At 40.9% G+C, this 24,301-nt stretch carries 20 protein-coding genes; 7 read left to right on the forward strand and 13 right to left on the reverse strand.

Features of this window, described 5'->3' with window-relative positions:
• Positions 1-370: 370 nt before the first annotated feature.
• On the reverse strand, positions 371-946 hold the full coding sequence (mocA, locus tag L3V77_RS19585) for a molybdenum cofactor cytidylyltransferase (RefSeq protein WP_275137924.1): 576 nt from the start codon (positions 944-946) through the stop codon (positions 371-373).
• Positions 947-991: 45 nt separating this feature from the next.
• On the opposite strand from mocA, the gene yqeC reads away from it, so the two are divergent.
• Both yqeC and yqeB read left to right on the forward strand, forming a co-directional pair.
• Positions 992-1,834 carry a selenium cofactor biosynthesis protein YqeC gene (gene yqeC / locus L3V77_RS19590; protein WP_275137925.1) on the forward strand — a complete coding sequence of 281 codons (843 nt, stop codon included), beginning with the start codon at positions 992-994 and terminating at the stop codon, positions 1,832-1,834.
• An 18-nt stretch (positions 1,835-1,852) separates the two neighbouring features.
• Positions 1,853-3,451, forward strand: coding sequence for a selenium-dependent molybdenum cofactor biosynthesis protein YqeB (gene yqeB, locus L3V77_RS19595; protein ID WP_275137926.1), 1,599 nt, complete (start codon positions 1,853-1,855; stop codon positions 3,449-3,451).
• A 282-nt stretch (positions 3,452-3,733) separates the two neighbouring features.
• On the opposite strand, the gene L3V77_RS19600 is transcribed toward yqeB, so the two are convergent.
• Positions 3,734-4,558, reverse strand: coding sequence for a LysR family transcriptional regulator (locus tag L3V77_RS19600; RefSeq protein WP_275137927.1), 825 nt, complete (start codon positions 4,556-4,558; stop codon positions 3,734-3,736).
• A gap of 137 nt (positions 4,559-4,695) precedes the next feature.
• On the opposite strand from L3V77_RS19600, the gene L3V77_RS19605 reads away from it, so the two are divergent.
• From L3V77_RS19605 to L3V77_RS19615, 3 genes are all read left to right on the forward strand, one after another.
• Complete coding sequence (locus tag L3V77_RS19605) at positions 4,696-5,103, forward strand: hypothetical protein (protein WP_275137928.1); 408 nt, start codon at positions 4,696-4,698, stop codon at positions 5,101-5,103.
• Between the two features lie 325 nt (positions 5,104-5,428).
• Positions 5,429-5,914, forward strand: coding sequence for an enoyl-CoA hydratase (locus L3V77_RS19610; protein ID WP_275137929.1), 486 nt, complete (start codon positions 5,429-5,431; stop codon positions 5,912-5,914).
• Between the two features lie 737 nt (positions 5,915-6,651).
• Positions 6,652-7,008 (forward strand): hypothetical protein, encoded by a 357-nt coding sequence (locus L3V77_RS19615; RefSeq protein WP_275137930.1) that lies wholly within the window; start codon positions 6,652-6,654, stop codon positions 7,006-7,008.
• A 132-nt stretch (positions 7,009-7,140) separates the two neighbouring features.
• Here the strand turns inward: L3V77_RS19615 and L3V77_RS19620 are convergent, their stop codons facing one another.
• A complete protein-coding gene (locus L3V77_RS19620; protein ID WP_275137931.1) occupies positions 7,141-7,581 on the reverse strand; it encodes a MarR family transcriptional regulator in 441 nt (146 codons plus the stop codon).
• 569 nt (positions 7,582-8,150) lie between these two features.
• Here L3V77_RS19620 and L3V77_RS19625 point away from each other — a divergent pair.
• Positions 8,151-9,482, forward strand: coding sequence for an MFS transporter (locus tag L3V77_RS19625; protein ID WP_275137932.1), 1,332 nt, complete (start codon positions 8,151-8,153; stop codon positions 9,480-9,482).
• Between the two features lie 226 nt (positions 9,483-9,708).
• Here L3V77_RS19625 and L3V77_RS19630 read toward each other — a convergent pair whose 3' ends face one another.
• Together L3V77_RS19630 and L3V77_RS19635 are read right to left on the reverse strand one after the other, a co-directional pair.
• Positions 9,709-10,236: an IS6 family transposase gene (locus tag L3V77_RS19630; protein WP_275137933.1), complete on the reverse strand. Its 528-nt coding sequence runs from the start codon at positions 10,234-10,236 to the stop codon at positions 9,709-9,711.
• A 300-nt stretch (positions 10,237-10,536) separates the two neighbouring features.
• Positions 10,537-11,295, reverse strand: coding sequence for a transporter substrate-binding domain-containing protein (locus tag L3V77_RS19635; protein WP_275137934.1), 759 nt, complete (start codon positions 11,293-11,295; stop codon positions 10,537-10,539).
• 471 nt (positions 11,296-11,766) lie between these two features.
• Between L3V77_RS19635 and L3V77_RS19640 the strand changes: the two genes are divergently transcribed.
• Complete coding sequence (locus L3V77_RS19640; protein ID WP_275137935.1) at positions 11,767-13,368, forward strand: cation:proton antiporter; 1,602 nt, start codon at positions 11,767-11,769, stop codon at positions 13,366-13,368.
• A 107-nt stretch (positions 13,369-13,475) separates the two neighbouring features.
• Here the strand turns inward: L3V77_RS19640 and L3V77_RS19645 are convergent, their stop codons facing one another.
• The 8 genes from L3V77_RS19645 to hydA all read right to left on the reverse strand — a co-directional run bounded on the left by L3V77_RS19645 (position 13,476) and on the right by hydA (position 24,183).
• A complete protein-coding gene (locus tag L3V77_RS19645; protein WP_275137936.1) occupies positions 13,476-13,721 on the reverse strand; it encodes a Rho-binding antiterminator in 246 nt (81 codons plus the stop codon).
• 245 nt (positions 13,722-13,966) lie between these two features.
• Positions 13,967-14,791 carry a DUF2797 domain-containing protein gene (locus L3V77_RS19650; RefSeq protein WP_275137937.1) on the reverse strand — a complete coding sequence of 275 codons (825 nt, stop codon included), beginning with the start codon at positions 14,789-14,791 and terminating at the stop codon, positions 13,967-13,969.
• 480 nt (positions 14,792-15,271) lie between these two features.
• On the reverse strand, positions 15,272-15,457 hold the full coding sequence (locus L3V77_RS19655) for a hypothetical protein (protein ID WP_275137938.1): 186 nt from the start codon (positions 15,455-15,457) through the stop codon (positions 15,272-15,274).
• 20 nt (positions 15,458-15,477) lie between these two features.
• Positions 15,478-16,086 (reverse strand): TetR/AcrR family transcriptional regulator, encoded by a 609-nt coding sequence (locus L3V77_RS19660; protein ID WP_275137939.1) that lies wholly within the window; start codon positions 16,084-16,086, stop codon positions 15,478-15,480.
• 193 nt (positions 16,087-16,279) lie between these two features.
• Positions 16,280-19,879, reverse strand: coding sequence for a pyruvate:ferredoxin (flavodoxin) oxidoreductase (nifJ, locus tag L3V77_RS19665; protein ID WP_275137940.1), 3,600 nt, complete (start codon positions 19,877-19,879; stop codon positions 16,280-16,282).
• Positions 19,880-19,888: 9 nt separating this feature from the next.
• Complete coding sequence (locus tag L3V77_RS19670) at positions 19,889-21,520, reverse strand: NAD(P)-binding protein (protein ID WP_275137941.1); 1,632 nt, start codon at positions 21,518-21,520, stop codon at positions 19,889-19,891.
• A 241-nt stretch (positions 21,521-21,761) separates the two neighbouring features.
• Positions 21,762-22,664, reverse strand: coding sequence for a carbamate kinase (gene arcC / locus L3V77_RS19675; RefSeq protein WP_275137942.1), 903 nt, complete (start codon positions 22,662-22,664; stop codon positions 21,762-21,764).
• 79 nt (positions 22,665-22,743) lie between these two features.
• Positions 22,744-24,183: a dihydropyrimidinase gene (gene hydA, locus L3V77_RS19680; protein WP_275137943.1), complete on the reverse strand. Its 1,440-nt coding sequence runs from the start codon at positions 24,181-24,183 to the stop codon at positions 22,744-22,746.
• Positions 24,184-24,301 lie beyond the last annotated feature (118 nt).

The following is a 24,301-nucleotide window of genomic DNA, read 5'->3' on the forward strand; positions in this document are numbered from 1 at the left end:
TCGAAACTAAGGCCCATTGTGTGAACGCACGCACCTGAAGGTAAAGCGTTTAATAATGAACAAGATAAATCAGAAATGATTATGATTCTTAGTCAAGGTAAAATTCCTATCAAATTAATAAATCACTATCACTTTGATACCATTTATTTTGATAGTAATTATCAGAAACCGGAGCGTTCAAAAATTATTTAATATAGAAAGGTGGAATGTGATTTATTCTCAATGACAAGATAGGTTCAAATAAAAAATCTAGATTTTATACCGTGCAGTTATTAACTCGTGATAGTGACTTATTATCATTTTGATAAATATTCACTATCAACTCTCATAATGATACTAATAAAACTGGACATGATTTAATAAGTCAGCTTCAACGCCGACAAAGCGCGTCGTAGGCATCTTGCGTGTCAATATCGAACAGTATTTCTGACGCCTTCATTCCCACGTATTTCACTTCGCCACTCTGTATCAGTTTTTTCATCTTACTGTCCAAAGGGGCATTGGCTATCTCAGCCGCCATAGAATAACAGAGTAAAACCGGGTGTCCCGGGGCTTGAACTGTGCCGGGAAAGACAGTGTGTTGGCCGCGCTCATCCCACACCCTCTGATAAACATCGGCAGAAATACATGGCATATCACCATGACATATAAAGAATTTTTCTGTTTCGACTTGTTTAACACCATGTTGAATAGAGCCAAACATTCCCTGTTCAAATCCCGGATTTACGACCACAACTATATTGCTGTTGCTCTTATAACGTTGGGCTAACTCACCTCCGCGGTGACCCACGACAAGTATTACCCGAGCGCAAAAGCCAAGTGCATTTTCGATACTTTCATCAAGGATTGTATGGTGAAGGTAAGGTAGCATCATCTTCCAGCGTCCCATTCGAGATGACAGGCCAGCAGCAGGCATCACACAATCTACGTGTTGACGTTGAACCATTATATTACCCATTAATTAACATTAATCTCATTATTAGGAGGCCATATGACGTTGGGGTTTGACGACAATGAACTGCGTTTTTTACCATTTAAAGCCTCCGTAACAAAGCCGCTTGTTATTTCACTCGTAGGCGGTGGTGGTAAAACATCAACAGTGTTTTGGCTTGCCAATCAATTCAAGAAAAAAGGTCATCATGTTTTTGTTAGCACAACAACAAAAATGTATTTACCAGACAGTGAACAAACTGATAATTTTATTAACCTCCACGACACCAACGAACAACTAATAACATACCAGCACTTGAATTTATTAGAGCCGAGTATCACTTTTTGTTATAAAAATAAAATTAAAACCGATAGTAAAAATAACAAAATTAAAGTGTCGGGTGTCACAAGTCAATTTATTGATAATTTAAAAAATGACTCCCCTTTCACAGTTTTTATTATTGAGTCAGACGGTGCTAAATGTTTGCCAATAAAGGCACCTAATAGGCATGAGCCTTGCATCCCGAATACTTCAGATATAGTTATCGGTGTCACTGGTGCAGAAATTATTCATACTCGGGCGATACCCGAGAGAATTCATCGATGGGACACGTTTTCTGCACTAACCCAATGCTTGGATGGCGAACTCATAGACCACCGAGTACTGGGAAACTTGATTGAACATCAACATGGAATGTTTAAGCACGCTCCCAAAGATGCCATCAAAATTTGGTTGATAAACAAGCTGGATCTGGCCACTGATTACGACAAAATAGTAACGTTAGCCAATAAAATTATCAGCCAAACCACAACACTTGATGCCATCTGGCTTGCGACGATGAACAGTCATACCCCGATTAAAGACGTACTGACGAGAAACTCGCCCATAAAGCGCTCGTCATGAAAACTGAGGTCATGATTAATGAACATTTTTGCAAGAGCAGCACAATTAGAAGAAAAAAACGTTCCATTTGCACTAGCAAGTATCATTGAAACACGTGGGTCAGCACCGCGTCATTCTGGACAGATGATCGTTAAAACCGATGGCACCATTATTGGCACCGTTGGTGGCGGCATGATTGAACGCTACGTGATTGAACAATCATTAGAAGCGATGTCGGAAAGAAAAGCTCGAGTGGTCAAAGGTCGAATGACGCAATCAGGTCCTGAAGCGATGGGAATGGATTGTGGAGGTTCGATGAGTGTGTTCATTGATGTGTATGGTTTGCGCCCTAGCCTTTTATTAATAGGCGGCGGTCATGTTAATCGCGCGGTCGCGCACGCGGCGCATGTACTCGGTTTTGATATTACGGTTGCTGACGCGTACGAAGATAGCCTTGCAGAAGAACATTTCCCAGAGGGCACCAAATGCATCCTTGGTAAGAGCATGGAAGATGCTATCGATAAATTGAACATTACCGAAGAGAGTTTCGTGGTTATCGCAACAAACCACCAAGACAAAGATGCCATCTCAAAGATCGTGAATCGTGATACTCGATATACGGGTCTCATGGCGAGTCGTCGAAAGGTTCAGACTCTGTTTAATCACCTTAGAACATGCAATGTAAGCGAAGAACACATCCAAGCAATACACTCTCCTATCGGGTTTAATATTGGTGCGGAAACCCCAGACGAAATCGCCATCAGTATCATGGCTGAAATCCTTAAGGTTAAGCATCAGTCTGCTGGCGGATTAATGAAAGATGATCCCCGTATTAATCGCAATAGATTGGTTCTGATTCGAGGTGCGGGAGATATTGCTACGGGCGTCGCCATTCGCCTGAAGAATTCAGGGTTTAAAGTCGTCATGACGGATATTTCACAACCCACCGTAATACGCTGCAGCGTCTCTTTCGCCCAATGCTTATACGGTGAACCTTCTACCGTGGAAGGGGTCACTGCTAGAAAAGCAAACAATTGTAAAGACGTTTATAAGATAATCGACGACAACGAAATCGCCGTTATGGTTGATGAAGAGTGCTGCTCTATCGACAAACTAAAGCCAACCTTTTTGGTCGATGCGATTCTCGCGAAACGTAATCTAGGCACTCGCCGTGACATGGCGCCAGTCACCATCGCGCTAGGTCCTGGTTTTACGGCTGGTGAAGATTGCGACGCGGTAATAGAGACAAATCGCGGCCATTACCTCGGTCGAATTATCTATAACGGTGTCACTCAAGCCAATACGGGAATTCCGGGCAATATTGCCGGTTATACTCACCAAAGAGTCATGCGTGCAAGCAGTGATGGCGTTATGCATAATCATGTCAAACTGGGTGATATTGTAGAAGAAGGAGATGTCGTCGCTCATGTTGGTGACAACCCAGTCATCGCGCCACTAAGCGGAATGGTTCGAGGGTTACTGAATGAGGGGCTCACGGTCACTGAAGGGTTTAAAATCGGCGATATTGACCCTCGAGGAATCGAAGCCGATTATACAACGGTGTCGGATAAAGCCAGAGCCATTGGCGGTAGTGTGTTAGAAGCGATGCTTCACCTAGAACATACTGAATTGAGTTAATCTTTCAGCGTCAGTTTGTTTTAATAACCCATTAATAAAAATCAAAAAACCACTCTCGTACGAGTGGTTTTTTAATGGAGAATAACTTGAACTGCCTTTTAATAGCATATGATTTCCTTCTGACTTGTATATCAGAGGGTCGCGTTCTGACCTACCCTAAATGACCTGTTACATTCTCATCTTTGGATTTGAAATACTTAAAAATGTTAGAACCAGAAAAACATAACCGTTCTATAACTCTCTTTTTGTGTATGTTATTTCTTTGCGCCATAAACCTATCGATTATGTGAACTGTATTTCTTTAATGCTTTCTACTAGTTTATTGGGTAGCTTGCGATATGCTAAGACAATAGAGCGTGTTATTGGCCTGTCCAAGGCAATGGAAATATACTTTAAATCATCATCTTGCTGGATGTATGACTCTGGTATTACTGCTACCCCTAACCCTAGTTTTACTAAGCCTTGCAGTTGTAGATCGTGTATAGCTTTACCTTTGTAAATAATAGATATGTTCTTCTCATTGATAAGACGTTCAAATGCTTTTCGATTGGTACAATAAGGTCTTTCAATAAACTTGAGGCCTTCAAGCGAATTGAGACTGACCTCATCGTTTTTCGCTAATGGATGATCTCGACACACAACTAGTTTGTAGCCTTCCTGACGAAGTATTTTAAACTCAAATTGCGACGGTAACCGTTCTTCATCAATGATGGCAATTTGCGCTTGTTCAATAGAATCTGCGATGGACAAATTAATATCTAATGACACATTTCTTATAGATTCAATCATACCAACATAATGTTCAATGTTGATATCTGGTTGTATATATATATGTAGTTCAATTTTGCTATCGGGTATAAAGGCCGCTTTTAATTGTTGGCTTTGCAATAACAAATCAGACGCTAGCTTGTAGAGTTTGTGCCCCTCTTTTGTTGGTTTAATACCTTGTTTATTACGCTCAAAAACTATTACCCCTAAATTTGTTTCTAATGACTTTATAGCATGAGTAATCGACGGTTGGGAGATGTAACATCGCGATGCTGCCGCAGTAATAGACCCTTCTTCATAGGCGGCTAAAAAGTAATGGAGTGGTTTTATCTCTATCATATAATTTACCTATGGATAGTAAATATAATCAATATTATACCTATAGCAGAGAAATTGCTACTTTTGTGTCTACAAGTAATACAAAAACTCATCTAACAAGGTCATCTCGTATGGCTACTTAGGAAGGGAACCAGAATATGCTCGATCGCCACAGTGATATTGCAATCCATCAAGTATTAAACCGATTTGAAGAAGGAGATTTAACATTGCTAGAACTCATCGCCGACGATATCAATCTACGAATAGACCACTATAAAGATGATGCAGATATTGATTGGCAGCGATGTGACAATAAAGAGGGCTTTATCGAAGTATTAGCTCGCTTAGGAGCAGAAATTTTTCCTAAGGGAACGACAATTACAGGACTAAGATCAGAGACATTGGGGAACGGATGGTATGTGACAATATTTGATCAATCATTTTGGTATGGCTTGGCTGAAGAAACGGTTGAAAGCCGAACATATATTGTTTCTCATGAATTAGATGGTCAACTAGATTATTTTCGTGAAAATGTAGGCGCACTTAAATATAAGACTGTAGTTTAGCTTATAAAAGGCAAACCTAGCTAACGATTAATTTATTGCCGAATAATTTTTAATACATCTACGTTGTATACAAATTTATCGGTAATTCAATTATTTACAAATTCCATAATGGAGCTGATAGCAGTGCACTTCCAATTAATGCAAGCGCAACTGTTGCGTTTGCATTAATAAATGGATAATATGCGTTCGAACAAGAAAACAGGACTTATAGATAAGTATTACTCTTCAATATTTTTATATCGATTTGTTTTTTTCTTTAATCAAAATAGACATTGTTATTTTAATAACTATTTATTTTTAATGAACTAAATTATTTTGAGAAGGTATGTCACTCAGACAATTTTTAGGTTTTATACAAGAGATTGGCTCTATTATGTATGTCGGTGGTATTTTGTCGCATATTGTTATTGGTGTAGTCCTTGGGCACAGCGATGCCAGTACAGCATTTCATGTGTATATCTATAAAAATCAAAGTACTGATCTTCTGATTATCCCGGGCTTAGCGCTAAAAATAATTTCAGACCTAATCTTATATTTCCAGTTCAAATTTAAACCAAATTGGTTAAAAGCTAAACTGTTGATGACCGCTTTTTTGGCCACTAACGCTTTTGTATTTCTTGTACCTATGATGCCCGATCTTCAATTACTTGCTGAACAATCTTTACCAACAGGGCAAGTGAGCCAAGCTTTTATAGACAAAATTGAAATTGAGAAAACAATTGGTATGAGTAACGTAATTCCTTTATTTTTTGAAATGATTTTAGGTTCATTCAAATCTAAATTAGGAAAAGAAAAACTACAAAATAAATAACTATCTTCTTACTTATATCTTGGAGAAAAAAATAAATAAATAAATAAGCAATTTGCTAGTCTTTTAAATCGGGTGTTTATATTTTCAGTCACTGTCATTTTTTTTAATTTATCTTTCGTAGTAAATGTCACAGATGATGTTGGTAAACAAATTTTTGATCAAGAATGTGCCTCTTGTCATTCTGGTGGTTTTAAAGGTTGAATTTCGGGTGCACCAGAAACAGGAGTGAAGAATGACTGGATGACATTTTTTGAAAAAGGACCGGAAAAAATGACCAAAATAACGATTGATGGAGGTAAAGGAATGGATCCAATGGGAGGCTGTAAAACGTGCACCAATGATCAAATCCAAGCGGCTGTTGATTACATAGTTTCGCAAACTAAATAAACATAAATACTTTCTGTAAAGGAAATGAGCTGATGGTTACCACAACAAGTGCATCTCAATACCGATTTTTAACATCTAGAGGGGCAAGTATGCCTTTGTGTCTTTTGGCGATTCACCGTTCTCTGATCGAGCATATCCTTCCTCTTTTAGTTCTTGTCCATCAGATCGACCTAAAATTTCATTTACAATTAAAGAGCTCGGTGATTTTACTAACACAATGAAAAACATTAAAGTGGGTTCAAATGTATTTCTATATGGACCTCATGGCCACTTGACACTAAACCAGCGTCGTGGTCCATCAATCCATGAACAGGGCGTCGTTTTGATGGCTGGCGATTGGTATTACGCCTATGATCAGCATATTACGAGAAATGCTGGCAACTAATTACAAAAAACCAATTAAACTTTTTTATGCCTGTCGTAACCAAAATGATTTTCTCTATCACGAAGAGATAATCGAGTTATCTAAAAAACTCAATATGGAGTTACATATACTTATTTCAGAGTCGTCAGAATATGGTTTTGAACAAGGTCGAATGGATGCAGATTATCTAAATAAACATATTAATTTTTCTCACTACCAGAAATATTTATATTTTATTTGTGGAACTTCTGGCTTCGTTAATAGCGCGGTTCATGGTTTAGAAAATGTTGGTGGAATTCCAATGTTTAATATTGTTTTCGAAGACTTTTCAGTTTACTCATAATTTATTTCTAAAGGGTATTTAGAATGCACGACACATTTGGAAAAGTTATTTTTACTATTATTATGTTATTAATCATTGCAGGACTTCTCCTGTTTGCAATCAATTAAACAGGCTGTCAACTAAAGCTGTAGTTTAGCTAGTCAGTGGTTTGGCAATTTTTTGCAAATTGAATATTAATTGTTCTTGCTCTTCTTTACTCAAAGGAAAAAGAACATCTTGATTCACTTCATTAACGATAGCCGGTAATGTAGAACCTAACTTCCGACCTTTATTCGTTAACACAATTAAAAAGGAACGTCTGCTAGAAGGGTTAGGAGTGCGTTCTATAAGTTCAAGTTTTTCCAATTCATCTAACGTGCGACTAGTCGCATAACCAGGTAAACCTGCTCTTTTGGCTATTTCAATTTGTGTTATCTCATCTTCAGCCATTAGTATCATTAACGCACCAAATAACTTAATGGTTAGCTCTTTTTCAGCTAACTTTTCTTTCATTCTTTGAGTCATATGAAAAGTAATTAAATTAGCTAAACTTCCAAAGCTAGAGTTCCTAACCATCAAAAAATCTTCTGACATATTGAATTATTCACCGAATATACTATAAAAACATCTACAGTTATGATCTCATTGAATAATTATAAATGCAAGAATCAATATTTGAGTTAATTCCAATTATTTTGGTACACTCAACTGATATTTTTTAATTTTATATGTAAACCGACTCATCGAAGTAGAGAAAAGCCTAGAAATGTCGCGACATACTGAACTTTATCATCTAACTTTGGAATTCAATATACTGCATTAGTGTAAATAATACTGGCGGTTCCTTTTTATTCATCATTCTAAAGGTATACGATATGAGAGCTCACTCCTCCTAAGAATAAATAAATGGAACACAGATCTGGCACACCGCTGGCTTCGCGTCCAGATACAGACTTCCACTAAAGCAGCGCTCGCAAGATCAAAGTGTCGTACGGATGTCGATTCACATTAACGATTGTGGATATTACAGTGCCAATAGGTTCGCTAAATCAGAAATTACTATTTAATTACAACAATCTCATGATTTTAAAGACTGAACCTTTACCATAAGGCAAAAAGAGGGTTATACATAATCTTATGTAATTTAAAGTTGTGAATAATTTATGACGCTCAAAGAGATCCTTCAAATCCGTAATGTCCGCTACTTCTTGATGTTTCGAAGCAGCTACTTTGCGCGCTTTTACTACCCAGTATTCACCTTACTCTATTTAGATTACGGTTTAACCCTTTCTCAATTTGCCATGCTTAACGTGGTTTGGGCTGCAACCATTGTTCTTGCTGAAGTGCCATCGGGTGCATTTGCCGATACTTTAGGACGAAAAAAACTCGTGGTGCTATCTTCGGTTGTCATGTTTATTGAAATCACAATGATCGCCGTTGTTCCCACTGGCGATCCCTCTTTGGTATTCATTGTATTTTTGATCAACCGAATATTAAGTGGCTTAGCTATGGCTTTGGCAAGCGGTGCCGATGAAGCCTTGGCTTACGACACGTTAAAAGAGCAAGGCAAGGAAGAAGCGTGGCCGAGAGTCTTACAAGTCCAGCTTCGCATTTCCTCTAGTGTCGGCATTTTTGTCACTCTATTAGGTGCCGCTATGTATGATGTTAACTTTATGGCTAACATTTTCCATGCTCTCGGATTAGCCGAGCCCGAAAGTACCAAAGATCTGATGCGTATTCCCGTTTATGCCACTCTATTTGTCGCGATGATCGCCATTTATTCTGCGATAAACATGAGAGAAGAGAAAAAAGTATTACCAAGCAATCAGACCAAATTGGCAACAACCATAACAAGCCTTAAATTAACGGCAACTACTGCTAAGTGGGTACTTGCTACACCTTATGTGCTCTTCATGTTGCTCTATTACAGCTTATTCGAACACACTTCGCGTATGTTTTTAACCATGAACAGCCAATATTATCGTGCTATTGATATCCCCATTATCTATTTCGGCTTGATTGGCGCGGGGATAAGTTTGCTCCAAATTCTATTGGCAGGTAAAAGTCGTAGATTAGCGGAAAGCATGGATCCTAAAAGGTTTATTGTTGTTATGGGTTTAGCCGCTATGGCGACCTATTATTGGATTAGTCTGGGATGGTCAATTTACGGGGTAATACCAGCACTGATCCTAATTTTCATTACTATGACTATGAACATTTTCATTAGTTATCACCTCAATAAAAAGACCGAATCACACAACAGAGCAACCGTATTAAGCTTTAAGGGTTTGATGTTTAACCTCGGGTACGGCTCGATTGGTACCTTGTATGCCTACTACTATAAATTGGTGTCTCAGAACCACACCGAGCAACAAATAGAACAACACATTGACTTCTTAACCTCACTTTCTTCATTTTTCTATTATTTTACGTTTTTGTTCATTTCAATCAGTGCGGCATGCTATTTTAAGGATAAAAAGAAGGCGATTTTTTGATAATAATTTTTTAGGTACTGTCAAGTTAACTGGTTTTAACCTCTACTGTTCGACGAAGGGTAGATTAACTAACGGTAATATCACGCCATTTGGCAAAAGCATCAGATCTTCGACTTTTGTAAAATTCAGCTCGACACAAATGTCTTTGCAAATTGAATACGTTGTAAACGAGCGAAAATATACTGAGAAAACGCTGTGCGTGCGCCCTACTTTTGAATTTTCTCATTTACCGCTCTCTCACTCTTTTTGGCTCATGGGAACTTTCACATCGATTATTATGATACTTTTCTTTATCATGAATTGAATCTGGAACCTGCTCCCTGTGAGCTACATCATAACTGCGAAGTTTATCTGTCACTATTTTCCAAGGGCTAACTCCTTGATTTATCGTTAACAGGCGGTTGAAGAAACGCTTGGCAGCCTTTCCATCTCTTTTTTTCTGGACCAGAATATCGATAACATCACCATCCTGATCTACCGCTCGCCAAAGGTAGTGACGCTCTCCACGAATGTTAATATACACCTCGTCCATAAACCATGTGTCACCAAATCGACCGGCGTTTTTCTTGAGACGCTTACTATAGATACGTCCAAATTTGTTGCACCAATACCGAATCGTTTCGTAGCTTACGGTAATGCCTCGTTCTGCTAGAAGGTCTTCTACATCCCTAAAACTCAAGCTAAAACGGTAGTACAACCAGACGGTGTGTCGGATGATTTCAGGAGGAAATCTGTGTCTTTTATATATGCTCATATGTAAACACTGCCATAGCATCGGTTAACTTGACAGTACCTCTAAGCGGTGTCATGTCTAGAAAGCCGCTGAACACTAGTTCGGATAAAATTTTATAAGGTAAATGCATACATAGGGTGTATGAGAATTTCTACTCTAAGTAGGAAAGGGGCATTTTCGTGCGATAAAACGCCAACTGTTGTGGTTCAGTAAAAACGGCTATCAAGCAGTAAACTGACTCATTACTGGGTATTTCTGAGTTAACGATTTTGCTATTTTAACTAATAAAAGATTAATTGACGAATGCCAATGTATACTGATTTACTCTTCAACAATATTCGCAAAATCAAGATTATACTTTCTGCTTAATTGTTGGATCTCCCCACTCTCAATCATTTTTTTGAATTCCAGATTAAATTGGATTAAAAAACCATCCAGTGTCCTTTTTCTTGAGAATCCATAATAACCTTTATTCACTATGATAGGTGGTAAGATCATTTTTACTTTATCTTTAATTTTCAGCTCATCAATTAGCGTTGATGCGCTTCGGGGGTGGCTTACAAGTAAGTCAATTCTGTTCGCAAGTAACTTTTGGAAATTAGCTTTTACTGTATTCGTCGTCTCAATTCTTAAATTCTCCTTGTATTGGTCAAATTTTGCACCATAACTCCACCCTCTAGTAAGACCAATATGCAATCCTTTGAGCGAAGACAATTCATTGTCCCATTTAAAAGCGTTATCCGCCTTAACATAAAATACCATAGGATCTCGATAGAAAGCGTACTTAGTGTAATTCATGAACTTTTCTCTTTCAGCGGATTTATAAGGACCTATCAATACATCTGCCTCACCACGTTCAATCATTTTTAAAGCTCTTTTAAAGGGGTATATTTCTATTTTTAGATCATGCCCTAGTCTATGAACAATTTTATTTGCTATGTCATAACCTAAACCATAAATTTCACCATCATGTTTCTGTTCCAATATAGATGGGAAAGTAGTTCCTACAAATACATACGTTTCAGCAATAGCCTTGCTTGAGATAATGAAAGACAAAATCATAATAAAAACATATTTCATAACCATTATCCCCCTTCTTTGTATTTTCGCTTACTTAAGCGACATAACATCTTGATCTTTCGTATGCACAATTTCCCCCTGAGAAGGCAAGGCTCAAAATACCATTGAGCAGCTGAAAAACATAGGGGCTGAAACTATATCTCTAGATAATTTGTCATTAAGGCGTATATGTATCATTTTCAAAATTATGCCTTTAGCAACAACAGACACAATTATCTGTACTGATGTCCAATAAAAAGGCTTACAACTTAAGATATTAACAGAAAACACTATCGAATCCCTCTCGGTATCCCACCGTTTTTTTCGTCAGCCAATCTTATAATTAGCTAAAATAAAATAAGAATCTCTTCTATCTTTACAAGAATAACGGCGATATCGCTACCAAATTAAGCAGAGGTTGTAACGTTGCTTTCTGTCACATGTGACAACCAGTTGAGTATATTTCTCAGTTAGATAACCATCAGGACAAGCATGGATCCGCAGTTACTTTCGATTCACTACAGCGACCCATTATGGATAGCGATAGCCTTTATTTGCGGTCTGATAATAAAAACTTTTGGCCTACCTCCACTTGTTGGATTCCTTATCGCTGGTTTTATACTTAACGCGCTTGGAGCTAAAGGTGGCGGATTTCTGGGCGTATTGGCTGATCTTGGTATCACCCTTTTATTGTTTTCCATCGGACTAAAATTAAAACCAAAGTCGCTTGTAAGGAATGAAGTGTGGGGGGTCGCAACGCTGCACATGACGATTTCTACAGCACTTATCGCTTTCTTGATGATACTTCTCTCTTATACATCTATCCCTCTTATTTCAGAATTGGAGGTTGAGACCGCATTGATTATTGGTTTCGCCTTGTCTTTTTCTAGCACAGTTTTTGCGGTCAAAGTGCTCGATGAAAATGGAACAAACAATACGTTGCATGGACAGGTATCAATTGGTGTGCTGGTAATACAGGATATTGCAGCAGTCGTTTTTATCGCTATATCGATGGGAAATTTGCCCTCGATATGGACCTTTGCGCTGATAGCATTACTTCCACTTAGGTTTGTTCTGTTTAAAATATTCGATAAAGTTGGGCATGGTGAACTATTAATTCTTTTTGGTATTACCATGGCACTTGTTGGTGCCGATTTGTTTGAATTAGTGGGGATTAAGGGGGATGTAGGTGCTCTGGTGTTTGGCATGTTGCTTGCCAATCATCCAAAGTCAAATGAACTGGCAAAACACCTGCTTGGATTTAAAGAACTATTTTTAGTGGGATTTTTTCTTAGTGTTGGTATGACGAGCATACCAAGTGGAAGCGAAGTTATGATCGCTTTATTATTTATTCTGTTCCTGCCAGTAAAAATAGCGATCTATTTTGGCTTGTTCAGTCTCTTTTATTTAAGAAGTAACTCAGCATGGCGAACATCACTTAACCTTGCGAGCTACAGTGAATTCGGTCTAATTGTGAGTGCCATTGCCGTGTCGTCTGGCTGGCTATCCAATGAGTGGCTAGTGATTCTTTCTGTTGTGTTATCTATCTCATTTATCATTTCAGCGCCAATGAACAATGCGGGAGATCGCTTATATGAACAATGTAAATCAAAACTAAACCGACTGGAAAGAAAAAAACGTTTGGTGGGCGAAGAGAACATTGAGTTAGCGCACATTAAGGCTGTCGTTTTTGGTATGGGAAGTATGGGGCAAGCGGCGTATAACGCTCTAGAACCAAGTTATTCTGGCAGTATCGCAGGTGTGGAGTTAGATAGAGAAAAGACCGCAAAGTACACTTCTATGGGGTTAAATGTGTTTACCGGAGATGTGACTAGCCCTGAATTCTGGATAAGAGCACCAGAACTACACCATGGCCTAGAGTGGGTTTTGCTAACGCTGCCAAACCATGAGGCAAACATAAACTCTGTCATCCGTTTGAATAAGATGGGTTACCAAGGATGTATAGCAGTTACGGCCAAATACTATGACGAAGAGCAAGAGCTAAAGGCACTAGGAGTAAATCACACATTCAATACTTGCACCGTAGCTAGCCTAGAGTTCGCGAATGAACTACAAACTTTCGTTAAGAAATAGCCCGTTTTTCTGCCATGCAGATCAGGTTGATTTTTACGACCTTAGTAACTGAAAATAAGAAAATCACTTAATAAAGCGACTCGTAGAAATATTCTTATATCTAGAGATTACTTAAAGGTAACCTCAATAAAATGTGGGTTATCAATTAAAACTTCCAGTTTAGCTATACCATCCAATTCAATCAGAATAACTGTTTCGTCAGTATTAAGTTTGATGCATTCATTACGACTTTCATTACGAATTGTATCAAGAGCAACACCTCTTATAGGTTCCCCTTCTTTCATCGTTAATCTAACCGGATAACGGTATAAACAAGCTATTTCAATATAATCATATTCACTGCAACTTATCATAAGACTCGCCTCTACAATGGATTACTTACTGTAAGGTTGAACATCAGTTATTGCAACAATCTCAAAAAACAATGTATCAATGACCATTCAGCACCCGGTATTCTTCTTAAAAAATCTCAATTTATACATCCATGTATAGAATAAAATATGATTATTTAAATTTGAAAATCTGTATGTTTTGCATTCCTTTGAGTGCATCTCCTGTTTATTTTCTCGGATCAACGATTCGAATTCTATATTCCGAGCTAAGCACTTACTTCAATCTCATAAGAAGTAAATTTCCGAATGTTAATCACGCCAGTATCAAATATCAAATATTGTCCTTTAATGCCTTGTAATATACCTGTCACTTCAGGGTTCTTATCAAAGTTATGTGAAGTAATCTTGGTTGGATGAGCAGTCACTGGATAATGTATCTCAGTCGTCAACTCGGTTAACACCTGTATCGCGTCCGCTCCAAACTGCTGCTTAATTTCCTCTACCTTTTCGGTTACCAAGGGCAGAAGTTCAGCAAATTTGTCAGATAAATCCATTGCATCACCGTCTTGCTTTAATAAGGTCCGCCAATTGGTTTTGTCTGAGATATGTTTCGCAAGTTCAATCTCAATCAATCCAGAGATATAACGAGTTTTCACTTTGAAAATAGGTAGACCTTGGGTGGCCCCCTGATCAATCCATCTTGTCGGGATTTGGTTGTGACGCGTGATACCGACCTTTAAGCTAGAGGTATTAGACAGATACACATAATGGTCAATCATGCAGTTCTCTTCGCCCCATTGCGGCTCACGACATGTACCTTGGTCGTAGTGGCACGTTTCAGGTTTCATAATGCACATGTCGCAACTAGCCAATTTCCTCATGCACACAAAACAGTGGCCTTGCGAGTAGCTCTTTTTGGTCTTTTTACCGCATGAACTGCAGAAGATATTACCGGTATGAGTAAGTGTAATCGTTTGACCTACGTATGGATTGAGATCAATCTCTGAGTCTCCAACAGGTAAACGGTAAAACACCGCGTCTCCTAGATTGGCTCGCATTTTACTCAAGGTTCCTTTCGCTAAAATAGACATGCCTTACCTACTACTTTTGTTATTATGAATATTCATTGATTGAATTGTAGCAAAGAAGCGTCGCTCATAGGATTATCTAATCACATTATTCTACTGCATTGACTTCACATATAATCAAACACCAACTTATTGGCACAATCACGGAATTCACCGTAATAAAACTAGGTTGGAACCGTAAGCAGCGCAACAATGCTTACACACAGAATTTCAAGCCCGTGAACATTTCTTCAATCGTTATCACAAAGCTAAAAAGATATTTCTAACAAGTAATTTCGATCTTCAACTTATAGAAATTTCACCCAAGGTCCCAAATCAATTTGATAGTAATCGTGAAAATATTACTTGGGAACCTGAATGTCCATGGTATCCAATACTAAAGAGCCCGCTTAATCAGCGAGATCTTTAGTAGGTGTCTAATTCGGCATTATGGAGCACTTTCTTTACAGGTTATGTCCTTTTATTTTTGGAGCGAAGATAACATTAACTCAACTGCTCATTTGGCTGTCTGTTCTTATCTTTCCGCATATTCCAGACATAGACAGGGGAAGATGAAGCACACTCATCACACACAATATGCACTTCTTTTTCATCCCCTCCCCAAGCCGGGTACAGGTACTCTATCGACAGTTTTTTGTTGCCACAAAACGGGCAAGATTTATGATTCATTTCAAACTTTCCCCACAGTATTATTCTTTTTCTGGTACTTCTAATAGGTAGTCTAGAATTCTCAGTACTTTGGCCAGTTCGTTACGGGCATCAAATGAATGCTGTGTTACTGCCATCGAGAACAACCCTTCCATCATTAAATTAAAGCTGGTCACCACATCGTCGGCATTTACCCTTGATGACAAGTCATATTTTTCATTTATGGCTTCTGTCATACATGCCCGTATGTAACGAGAACACTCATCAAAGCATTGTTGCACCGAATCGCTTTCGGTAATTTCGAGGCAGACAATAGACATACGATAGAAGCGAATCATTTCATCCAGATTCGTATTGATGATTTTTTTGATTTCAAGCAACGGATTTTCGGATGTCGCCACATTGCCAAAGTCAGATTTCAGTTGTTGTTCGAAGTCATGGACTATGGCGATGAAAATCTGCTCTTTACTAGAAAAGTAGTGGTAAATAGCCCCTTTAGATAGTTCGGTAGCCGCCATAATTTCTTTCATAGTAGCCTTGTGATAGCCATTACTAATAAAAATTTCCATAGAACACCGAAGGATTTGAATTCGCCTTTCCTGTTCTGATTTATGCTTAGTACCTTGCTTACTTTTCATCGCTTCGTTCATATTTACCCAAAATCAAAATAAACCGCACGGTCGGTATAATAGAATGAGTTCAAATGTAAGTAAAGAGGAACATGGATAACAACCAATCAGATATGAGATGGAGCGGTTTTGCGGCTCTACGAAAGGGACGGGGCGAAACTCATTGAATACTTCAACACGAAAGAGCCCGCTGATTAAGCGGGCTCAGTGCCATTTAGTGCGTGTCTAACTCGGCATGAGGTGCAATGGAGCCTTGTGGCCGCGTTGCCAACTCTTCATATAGCTGCCACTTGCGTTTCGCAACATGTTGAGCCGTTGCAGTAATTTCTGCTGCGGCTTCTGGGTTACTTCTGCGCAATGTTTGGAAGCGTTCTTCGTTGTAACGATACTCCTCTAAAGGAATAGTCGGCCTTAATGTATCAAGCGAGAACGGATTCTCACCGGCATCACGAAGGGCTGGGTTATAGCGAAATAGTGGCCAGTGACCAGATTTCACCGCTAATTGCTGCTGCTTTAGGCCATCTTCCATATTGATACCATGAGCAATACAGTGGCTGTAGGCAATAATGATAGACGGACCTTTATAGGCTTCGGCTTCGCGCATGGCCAACAACACCTGCTGAGGGTCGGCGCCTAAAGCAACCCTTGCGACATAAACGTTGTTGTAGGATATCGCTTGCATGGCAACATCTTTCTTGGTGGCTTGCTTACCTGCACTCGCAAATTTAGCCACGGCACCTAACGGCGTTGATTTCGACATCTGTCCACCCGTATTGGAATACACCTCTGTATCCATCACCAAGACATTGACGTCTGCACCACTAGCAAGTACATGATCCAACCCGCTTGAACCAATATCGTATGCCCAGCCATCACCACCAACAATCCAAATAGAGCGACGGATCAACTGGTCAGCAACAGACATGAGATTTAACGCAGATTCTGTCGTTACCGTATCTAGCTCAGTTTTTAAGGTATTAACCCGTTTAATCTGAGCCTGAATATCGGTTTCTGTAAGCTGTTCTGCGTTCAGCAGTTGATCAACCAACAAGGGATCAAGATGTTCACGATTATCCATCAACAACTGTTCTGCCATTTCGTGTTGCTTAACCGCGGCGAGACGGAAACCAAAACCAAATTCTGCATTGTCTTCAAACAGTGAGTTTGACCAAGCAGGGCCACGTCCATCTGTGTTTTTCGACCATGGTGTCGTGGGTAAATTGCCACCAAATATTGAAGAACACCCCGTTGCATTCGCGACCATTAATCGATCACCAAACAACTGAGAGACCATCTTAAGATAAGGGGTTTCACCACATCCTGAACACGCACCAGAAAACTCAAATAGGGGTTGTAAGTACTGAACACCACGTACATTTGAGAAATCAATTCGTGCTCGATCGTTGTAGGATAGCGTTTCAAAGAAGTCTAGATTCTTCTTCTCTTGCTCCATGTATGGGGCTTTCAATTCCATATTGATCGCTTTACGTTCTGGTTGTCCCTCTGAAGCTTCTTGGATCACCATAGGACAAGCATCAACACATAGGCTGCATCCTGTACAATCTTCTGCGTAAACCTGCAACGTATAGCGAGTATCAGGGAAACCACGCGCGGTAATACCAGCAGACTTGTAGCCTTCAGGTGCCTCATCCAATTTTGATTTGTCATAGAATTTGGCACGAATCGCGGCATGAGGGCAAACAACACTGCAATTACCACATTGAATGCACGCTTCATTTTCCCATACCGGTATTTTCTGAGCGATGTTTCGTTTCTCCCATTGAGTGGTTCCCGAAGGATAAGTACCATCCACTGGCAACATTGAAACAGGGATCAAGTCCCCCCTACCTGCCATCATTTGCGCGGTAACTTGTCGAACAAATTCTGGGGCATTGTCAGATACCACCGGTTTAATCTGTTCACTGGCCGTCACCTTATCTGGAAGGTCAACTTGATACAGATGGGCAAGTGTGTGATCAACCGCTGCAAAGTTTTTCTTAACCACTTCTGGGCCTTTGCGGGTATAGGTTTTTTTGATTGCTTTCTTAATCTTGTCAATCGCCAGTTCTTTTTCAAGCACACCTGATAAAGCAAAGAAGCAGGTCTGCATAATGGTATTAATGCGATTGCCCATTCCGGTATCACGAGCGACTTTGTACGCATCAATGACATGCAACTGCATATTGCGACTGATCAGTTGCTCCTGCATACGAGCAGGTAAACTATCCCATGCAGTTTGCGCTGATTCTGTTGTGTTAAGTAAGAAAATGGCGTTTTCCGCGGCTTTGGCAAGCATGTCTGTACTTTCAACAAAGGTAGACTGATGACAGGCCACAAAGTTAGCCGATTGAATTAAATAAGGGCTATTTATCGGATGATGTCCAAACCTCAAGTGAGATTCTGTTTGTGAACCCGATTTTTTCGAGTCATAAACAAAATATCCTTGTGCAAAATAATGTGGGTCTTCACCAATAATCTTAATCGTATTTTTGTTTGCCCCCACGGTTCCATCGGCACCCAATCCATAAAACATGGCACGCACAACATCGTTTGACTCAATATCGAAGCGGTTATCTACATCCAAGTGTGAGTGGCTAACGTCGTCAATAATACCCACGGTAAAATGATGTTTGGGTTTATCTAATGCTGAGTTATCAAACACAGATTTAACCATGGCAGGGGTAAATTCTTTGCTCGATAAGCCATAACGCCCAGCGACCAATCGAGGCATTTTTTCGAAATGATCTTGATTGTCTACCAATGCCGTCAATATATCTTGATACAACGGATCCGCATTCGCTCCAGGTTCCTTGGTTCTGTCTAGAATGGTGAGTTTTGTTGTCGTTTTCGGTAGCGCTTCCAACAAATGCTTGGCAGATAGTGGGCGGTACAATCGGACTTGTAATACCCCTATTTTTCTACCCTGTGCAACCAGATAATCGACAGTTTCCTTAATCGTTTCAACACCCGACCCCATTGCGATGACGACATGCTCTGCATCAGGAGCACCAAAGAACTCCATCAACTTATAGTGGCGGCCAGTAAGTTCACCCAGTTTTTCCATGCACGATTCTACGATCCCTGGAGTTTTTTCATAATAAGGGTTCACCGTTTCTCGAGCCTGAAAATAGACGTCTGGATTTTGTGCAGTGCCACGAATGAAAGGTGAATCAGGGCTCAACCCTCTATTACGGTGGGCCCGCACTAATTCATCGGAGATCATGGCGCGAATGTCTTTATCTGCGATTAGGTTTATCTTGTTCACTTCATGCGAGGTTCTAAACCCATCAAAAAAATGGATAAATGGAATTCGCGCATCAAGCGTTGCAGCATGAGCAACAAGTGCCATATCATGGGCTTCCTGTACGGAAGAAGAGGCGAGCAACGCAAATCCCGTTCCTCGCGCCGCCATGACATCTTGATGGTCACCAAATATAGACAGGCCCTGCGCGGCAAGTGATCGTGCGGCCACATGAAACACAGCCGAGGTCAATTCCCCGGCTATCTTATACATATTGGGCAGCATCAACATGAGCCCTTGAGACGCGGTAAAGGTCGTGGTCAAAGCCCCACTTTGTAAAGCGCCGTGCACGGTACCCGCGGCCCCCCCTTCACTTTGCATTTCTGCTATAAGAGGAATATTTCCCCAGATATTTCGTTGATCTTCTGAAGCCCACTGGTCGGCTAACTCGGCCATCGTAGATGAAGGCGTGATCGGATATATTGCACACACTTCACTGACACGATAAGCAATATGCGCCGCGGCTTCGTTTCCGTCGCAGGTATGCATAACGGGGTTATTTTTCTCTATCATGATCAGCTCCTATTCCATTTCCGCCGCGACCATTTCAATCGCATGACTAGGACATTGCGAATAACATGCTTCGCATCCGGTACACTTGTTGTAATCCACTTTATAACCCTTACCTTTTCCAAGGTGAGTTATCGCGCCATACGGACAAGCACCTAAGCAGCCATTACATTCAAAACAGTTGCCACATGAGTAACAGCGCTGAGCCTCAAACAACGCCTCTTTTTCTGTCAATCCACCCACAACTTCGTCAAAAGAGGTGGCTCGTTTACTCACAGAAATGGCTGGTTGTTCACTCTGCTCTGCATCGGTTTTGTACCACAAATGCAGCTTATCGAACTGGATAAGAGGCTGTTTGGAGACTTTGCTGAACAATCGTTTATTGAGAAAGGCATCGATATGAGAAGCGGCTTTTTTACCATGTCCAACAGCAATTGTTACGGTACGATCACAAGGGACCATATCGCCCCCAGCAAACAACCCGTGGTACCCGGTCATCATCTGATCGTTAACCTCGAGGCTGCCATCCCTTTTATGCTCTACGCCTGGAATATTTTCGGTCAGTTCTGTATCGATATTTTGACCCAGCGCCAAAATGAGAGAGTCAATCTCTACCGTTTCAAATTGACCGGTTGGATGCGGACGACCATTTTCGTCAATCGATGTTTTCTCTAGAGTAAATGCAGTGCCATCGATTCGATTAATTGTGCGTTGCCAATGAAAGACTACACCTTCATCCATTGCCTCAACACATTCAAAATCATGGGCTGGCATATGTTCCCGGTCACGACGATAGATAACCGTGACATCGGCACCCATTCGACGAGCCGTGCGCGCGGCGTCCATTGCCGTATTACCCCCACCATATACGGCGACACGTTGACCCAACTTTGGCGCCGTGTTCATTTCGATCGCTCGAAGATAGGATACGGCATCAATCACCTTATCTGGATAGTCATTAGGGATATCAACACCACGACCAACATGGGCACCAATAGCAAGAAAAACGGCGTCAAATCGACCTTTGACTTTCTCGGCTAGTAGATCTTCAACCTTATGATTAAGCACAATTTTAATGCCCATCGCTTCAATACGGGCAATCTCATTTTCAAGGATATCTCTTGGTAAACGGTATGCAGGGATACCAAACTGCATCATGCCACCTGCCATTGGTGCCGCGTCGCGGATTTCTACATCATGCCCTTTTCGCTTCAGGTGATAAGCCGTTGCAAGACCACTTGGCCCAGATCCTACGATGAGAACTCGCTTGCCTGTTGGCTCAACCTTAAATCTGACGGGCCATTTTTTCTCTAGTGCTTGATCGCCAAGAAAACGCTCAACAGCGTGGATGCTCACCGCTTGATCTACATTCGTACGGTTACAAGCGGATTCACAGGGATGATAGCAAACCCGACCATGAATAGCGGGCATCGGGTTGTTTTTGATAAGGGCCTGAAATGCTTCTTCATACTGCTCTGATTGAGCAAGCGATAACCATTCTTGAATATTACTGCCTGTTGGGCAGGCATGATTACAGGGTGGCAGGGAGTTAGAATAGATTGGAAATTTAGTACGAACCGGCCCAGATCCTTTTTTCACGGTAAGGTCTGGCGGTAAGGTCATATCCTTAGAACAATTAATCATAGTATTTTACCTTGTTGTCTGGTTGTTGGTAAAATTAAGAGACGTACTGTTGCGGCGTGAATATATGATCGTGGAGGTCTATTCTTAGATTTCCCCCTTCAAGCACAGTGCCTAGTGATAAGAGTTTTTAGATAAAGTTACGTCTCTGCTCTTACTGCCAACCGGATCAGGCCGTTGGATATTATAATCCCAAAATCCAACGGCCTATTAGATGAGTAAGTATCTTGGAAAAAATGAACGACTATACTGATACGCAGGTGCCTGCTCTCTCATCGAGAACTTCTACGCCTTCTTCAAGCGCACCAATGTAGGCTCGCCCACCAAATGTCGCAAAATCGGCTGCGGCTTCAACTTTGGGTCCCATCGAACCGGCAGGGAACACGTATTGGCTGAGCTGAGTCGGTGTTGCTGTTCGTAATGCACGCTGTTGATCCGTACCCCAGTCAAGATAAACGGCGTCCGCATCCGTTAGAATCAGTAGCTTGTCTGCATTAAGTTGTTTAGCTAACAAGGTGGCTGAAAGATCTTTATCGATGACACCTTCGACCCCTTGATACCCTATTTCGTTTCGACAAACGGGAATACCACCACCGCCACAACAGATCACAATCTGGCCCGCAGCGAGCAGGGTATCAATCGATTTCTTGTCAATGATGTTAATTGGTTTAGGTGATGGCACAACACGGCGAACATAATCACCGTCGCGTTTCATTATCCAGTTATTCGCTTCAGCCAAAATTCCGGCTTCTTCTTCGTTGTACACAGGGCCAACAAACTTTGTTGGATCAAGCATACTAGGGTCATTGCGATCGACTTCAATACGAGTCAATAGGCTAGCAACTTCAGTATCTGGAAGAAGGTTCTGTAGCTCTTGAGCCAACATATAACCAATCATACCTTCACTTTCCGCGCCTAACACATCAAGAGGGTATGGTGAAACTTTATCGTAAGCTAAATTTTGTAAGGCTATCAGACCAACTTGTGGCCCATTTCCATGGACGATTGCCACTTGGTATTTATCGGCTATTTCGGCAATCGCTCTGGCAGCAACTTTAATATTAGCCAGTTGGTTGTCAAAACTTGGCGCATCGCCACGACGTAGTAATGCATTGCCGCCAAGGGCCACAACTGCGATGGGTTTCATGTTAACTCCTTAAATTATAATTATGGTCTGAGCCGCTTTCCGCAATATCTTTCGCCTTTTCGTTAGGTTTAAGATGTGATTAACGTGAAAACGGTTTTCGGCGAACAAAGCGGCCATTCCCAGCTTCCCCCATAAATTCGCCATTACACGCGACAACCTGCCCATGGCTTATGGTCATTATTGGCCAGCCTAGGCATTGCATTGATTCATACGGGGTGTAGTCTGTATTGTCGTGTAATAAATCGTGAGTAATCGTTATCTGTTGCTTAGGATCAAACAGCACCAAATCAGCATCAGAACCTTTTGCCATATTGCCCTTTTGTGGAAACATTCCGAACAATTTCGCTGGCATGTAACTGGTTAGTTCTACAAATCTACTTGGACTCATTCGTCCACTCATTACCCCTTCAGAAAAAAGAAGTGACATCCTGTTTTCAACACCGGGCAACCCGTTTGGACAAGCGCTGAAGTTATCTTTTCCACGTTGTTTTTGGTCTAAGTAAGTGAACGAACAGTGGTCAGTTGCAACGGTGTCAATGCTGCCGTCTATCAGACCCTGCCAAAGCTTTTCGCGCTCTTCAACAGGTCGAAGTGGCGGACTAAGAATGAATTTCAGTGCATCGTCACGTTCGTAACAGCTCTCGTCGAGCAATAAGTATTGCGGGCAAGTTTCAGCCCAGACAGGCTGATGGTTTTGGCGGGCAAGGCGCACATAATCGAGCCCTAGCCCATTGGATAAATGCACAATATACAGCGGAGCATTATCGGCTAATTTTGCCAAGTTTATCATTCTGGCGATCGCTTCTGCTTCGCACTCTAACGGCCGGCTTTGAGCATGATATTTAGGGGCTGTTTTTCCTTCATCCAGAAGCTGATTACGCCTGAGCGTTATGGCGGCATCGTTTTCTGGGTGCACAGTGGTTAGGGCATTCACTTTGTTTAGCTGTGTCAATGCGCGTAAAACTGACTCATCGTCAAGTTTGTAACCGTAGGTGAGGTAGAGTTTAAAACTAGAAATGCCTTCAACCTCAACCATAGAGGCCATTTCAGACAGTATCTCATCGTTGATATGTTGAATCACACCATGGAAGCTGTAATCAATAACGGCCGTATCTTTGGCATACTCTTTATAAACCGATAATTGATGATGGAGATTACACCCTCTGGGGCCAAACCCCATATGGTCCACCACCATAGTGGTGCCGCCGCAGGCCGCCGCTCGGGTACCGGTATAAAAATCATCACAACTCTTTGCAATGCCGACATCAATATTGAAATGAGTATGAACGTCTATGCCACCCGGCATTACGTATAAACCGCTTGCATCGATGATGTGTGTTTCTGCAGGGTAGTTTGAAATAGTTTCACTAATATCTGCAATTTTTCCGTCGACAATCAGTACGTCAGCTTTCTTTTCCTCTAAATGGTCGACCACAATTCCGTGACGAATTAGCATGGCCGATGAAAGTCCATCAGAATCAGTATTCAATTGTGAGGAAAAAGAACGCTTAAAAACCATATCGCCACCTTTTTAACGTTAAGACGTTGTCATATTCGTGAATATCTTTTCAAAATACCTACGAGTATGAGGTACTTTGAAAAGCGTTCGCTATCGTTAATGTATCCATCCCGAGGGG

The sequence above is a fragment of the Vibrio sp. DW001 genome, assembly GCF_029016285.1.
Classification (GTDB): Bacteria; Pseudomonadota; Gammaproteobacteria; order Enterobacterales; family Vibrionaceae; genus Vibrio.

Excerpts from the sequence above, each read along its gene's own strand:
- L3V77_RS19600 (WP_275137927.1), bottom strand. The coding sequence starts at position 4,558 with ATGATAGAGATAAAACCACTCCATTACTTTTTAGCCGCCTATGAAGAA.
- L3V77_RS19660 (WP_275137939.1), bottom strand. The coding sequence starts at position 16,086 with ATGAACGAAGCGATGAAAAGTAAGCAAGGTACTAAGCATAAATCAGAA.
- nifJ (WP_275137940.1), bottom strand. The coding sequence starts at position 19,879 with ATGATAGAGAAAAATAACCCCGTTATGCATACCTGCGACGGAAACGAA.
- yqeB (WP_275137926.1), top strand. The coding sequence starts at position 1,853 with ATGAACATTTTTGCAAGAGCAGCACAATTAGAAGAAAAAAACGTTCCA.
- hydA (WP_275137943.1), bottom strand. The coding sequence starts at position 24,183 with ATGGTTTTTAAGCGTTCTTTTTCCTCACAATTGAATACTGATTCTGAT.
- L3V77_RS19645 (WP_275137936.1), bottom strand. The coding sequence starts at position 13,721 with ATGATAAGTTGCAGTGAATATGATTATATTGAAATAGCTTGTTTATAC.
- L3V77_RS19625 (WP_275137932.1), top strand. The coding sequence starts at position 8,151 with ATGACGCTCAAAGAGATCCTTCAAATCCGTAATGTCCGCTACTTCTTG.
- arcC (WP_275137942.1), bottom strand. The coding sequence starts at position 22,664 with ATGAAACCCATCGCAGTTGTGGCCCTTGGCGGCAATGCATTACTACGT.
- L3V77_RS19640 (WP_275137935.1), top strand. The coding sequence starts at position 11,767 with ATGGATCCGCAGTTACTTTCGATTCACTACAGCGACCCATTATGGATA.
- L3V77_RS19655 (WP_275137938.1), bottom strand. The coding sequence starts at position 15,457 with ATGAATCATAAATCTTGCCCGTTTTGTGGCAACAAAAAACTGTCGATA.
- L3V77_RS19650 (WP_275137937.1), bottom strand. The coding sequence starts at position 14,791 with ATGTCTATTTTAGCGAAAGGAACCTTGAGTAAAATGCGAGCCAATCTA.
- yqeC (WP_275137925.1), top strand. The coding sequence starts at position 992 with ATGACGTTGGGGTTTGACGACAATGAACTGCGTTTTTTACCATTTAAA.
- L3V77_RS19610 (WP_275137929.1), top strand. The coding sequence starts at position 5,429 with ATGTCACTCAGACAATTTTTAGGTTTTATACAAGAGATTGGCTCTATT.
- mocA (WP_275137924.1), bottom strand. The coding sequence starts at position 946 with ATGGTTCAACGTCAACACGTAGATTGTGTGATGCCTGCTGCTGGCCTG.
- L3V77_RS19630 (WP_275137933.1), bottom strand. The coding sequence starts at position 10,236 with ATGAGCATATATAAAAGACACAGATTTCCTCCTGAAATCATCCGACAC.
- L3V77_RS19605 (WP_275137928.1), top strand. The coding sequence starts at position 4,696 with ATGCTCGATCGCCACAGTGATATTGCAATCCATCAAGTATTAAACCGA.
- L3V77_RS19615 (WP_275137930.1), top strand. The coding sequence starts at position 6,652 with ATGATCAGCATATTACGAGAAATGCTGGCAACTAATTACAAAAAACCA.
- L3V77_RS19635 (WP_275137934.1), bottom strand. The coding sequence starts at position 11,295 with ATGAAATATGTTTTTATTATGATTTTGTCTTTCATTATCTCAAGCAAG.
- L3V77_RS19670 (WP_275137941.1), bottom strand. The coding sequence starts at position 21,520 with ATGATTAATTGTTCTAAGGATATGACCTTACCGCCAGACCTTACCGTG.
- L3V77_RS19620 (WP_275137931.1), bottom strand. The coding sequence starts at position 7,581 with ATGTCAGAAGATTTTTTGATGGTTAGGAACTCTAGCTTTGGAAGTTTA.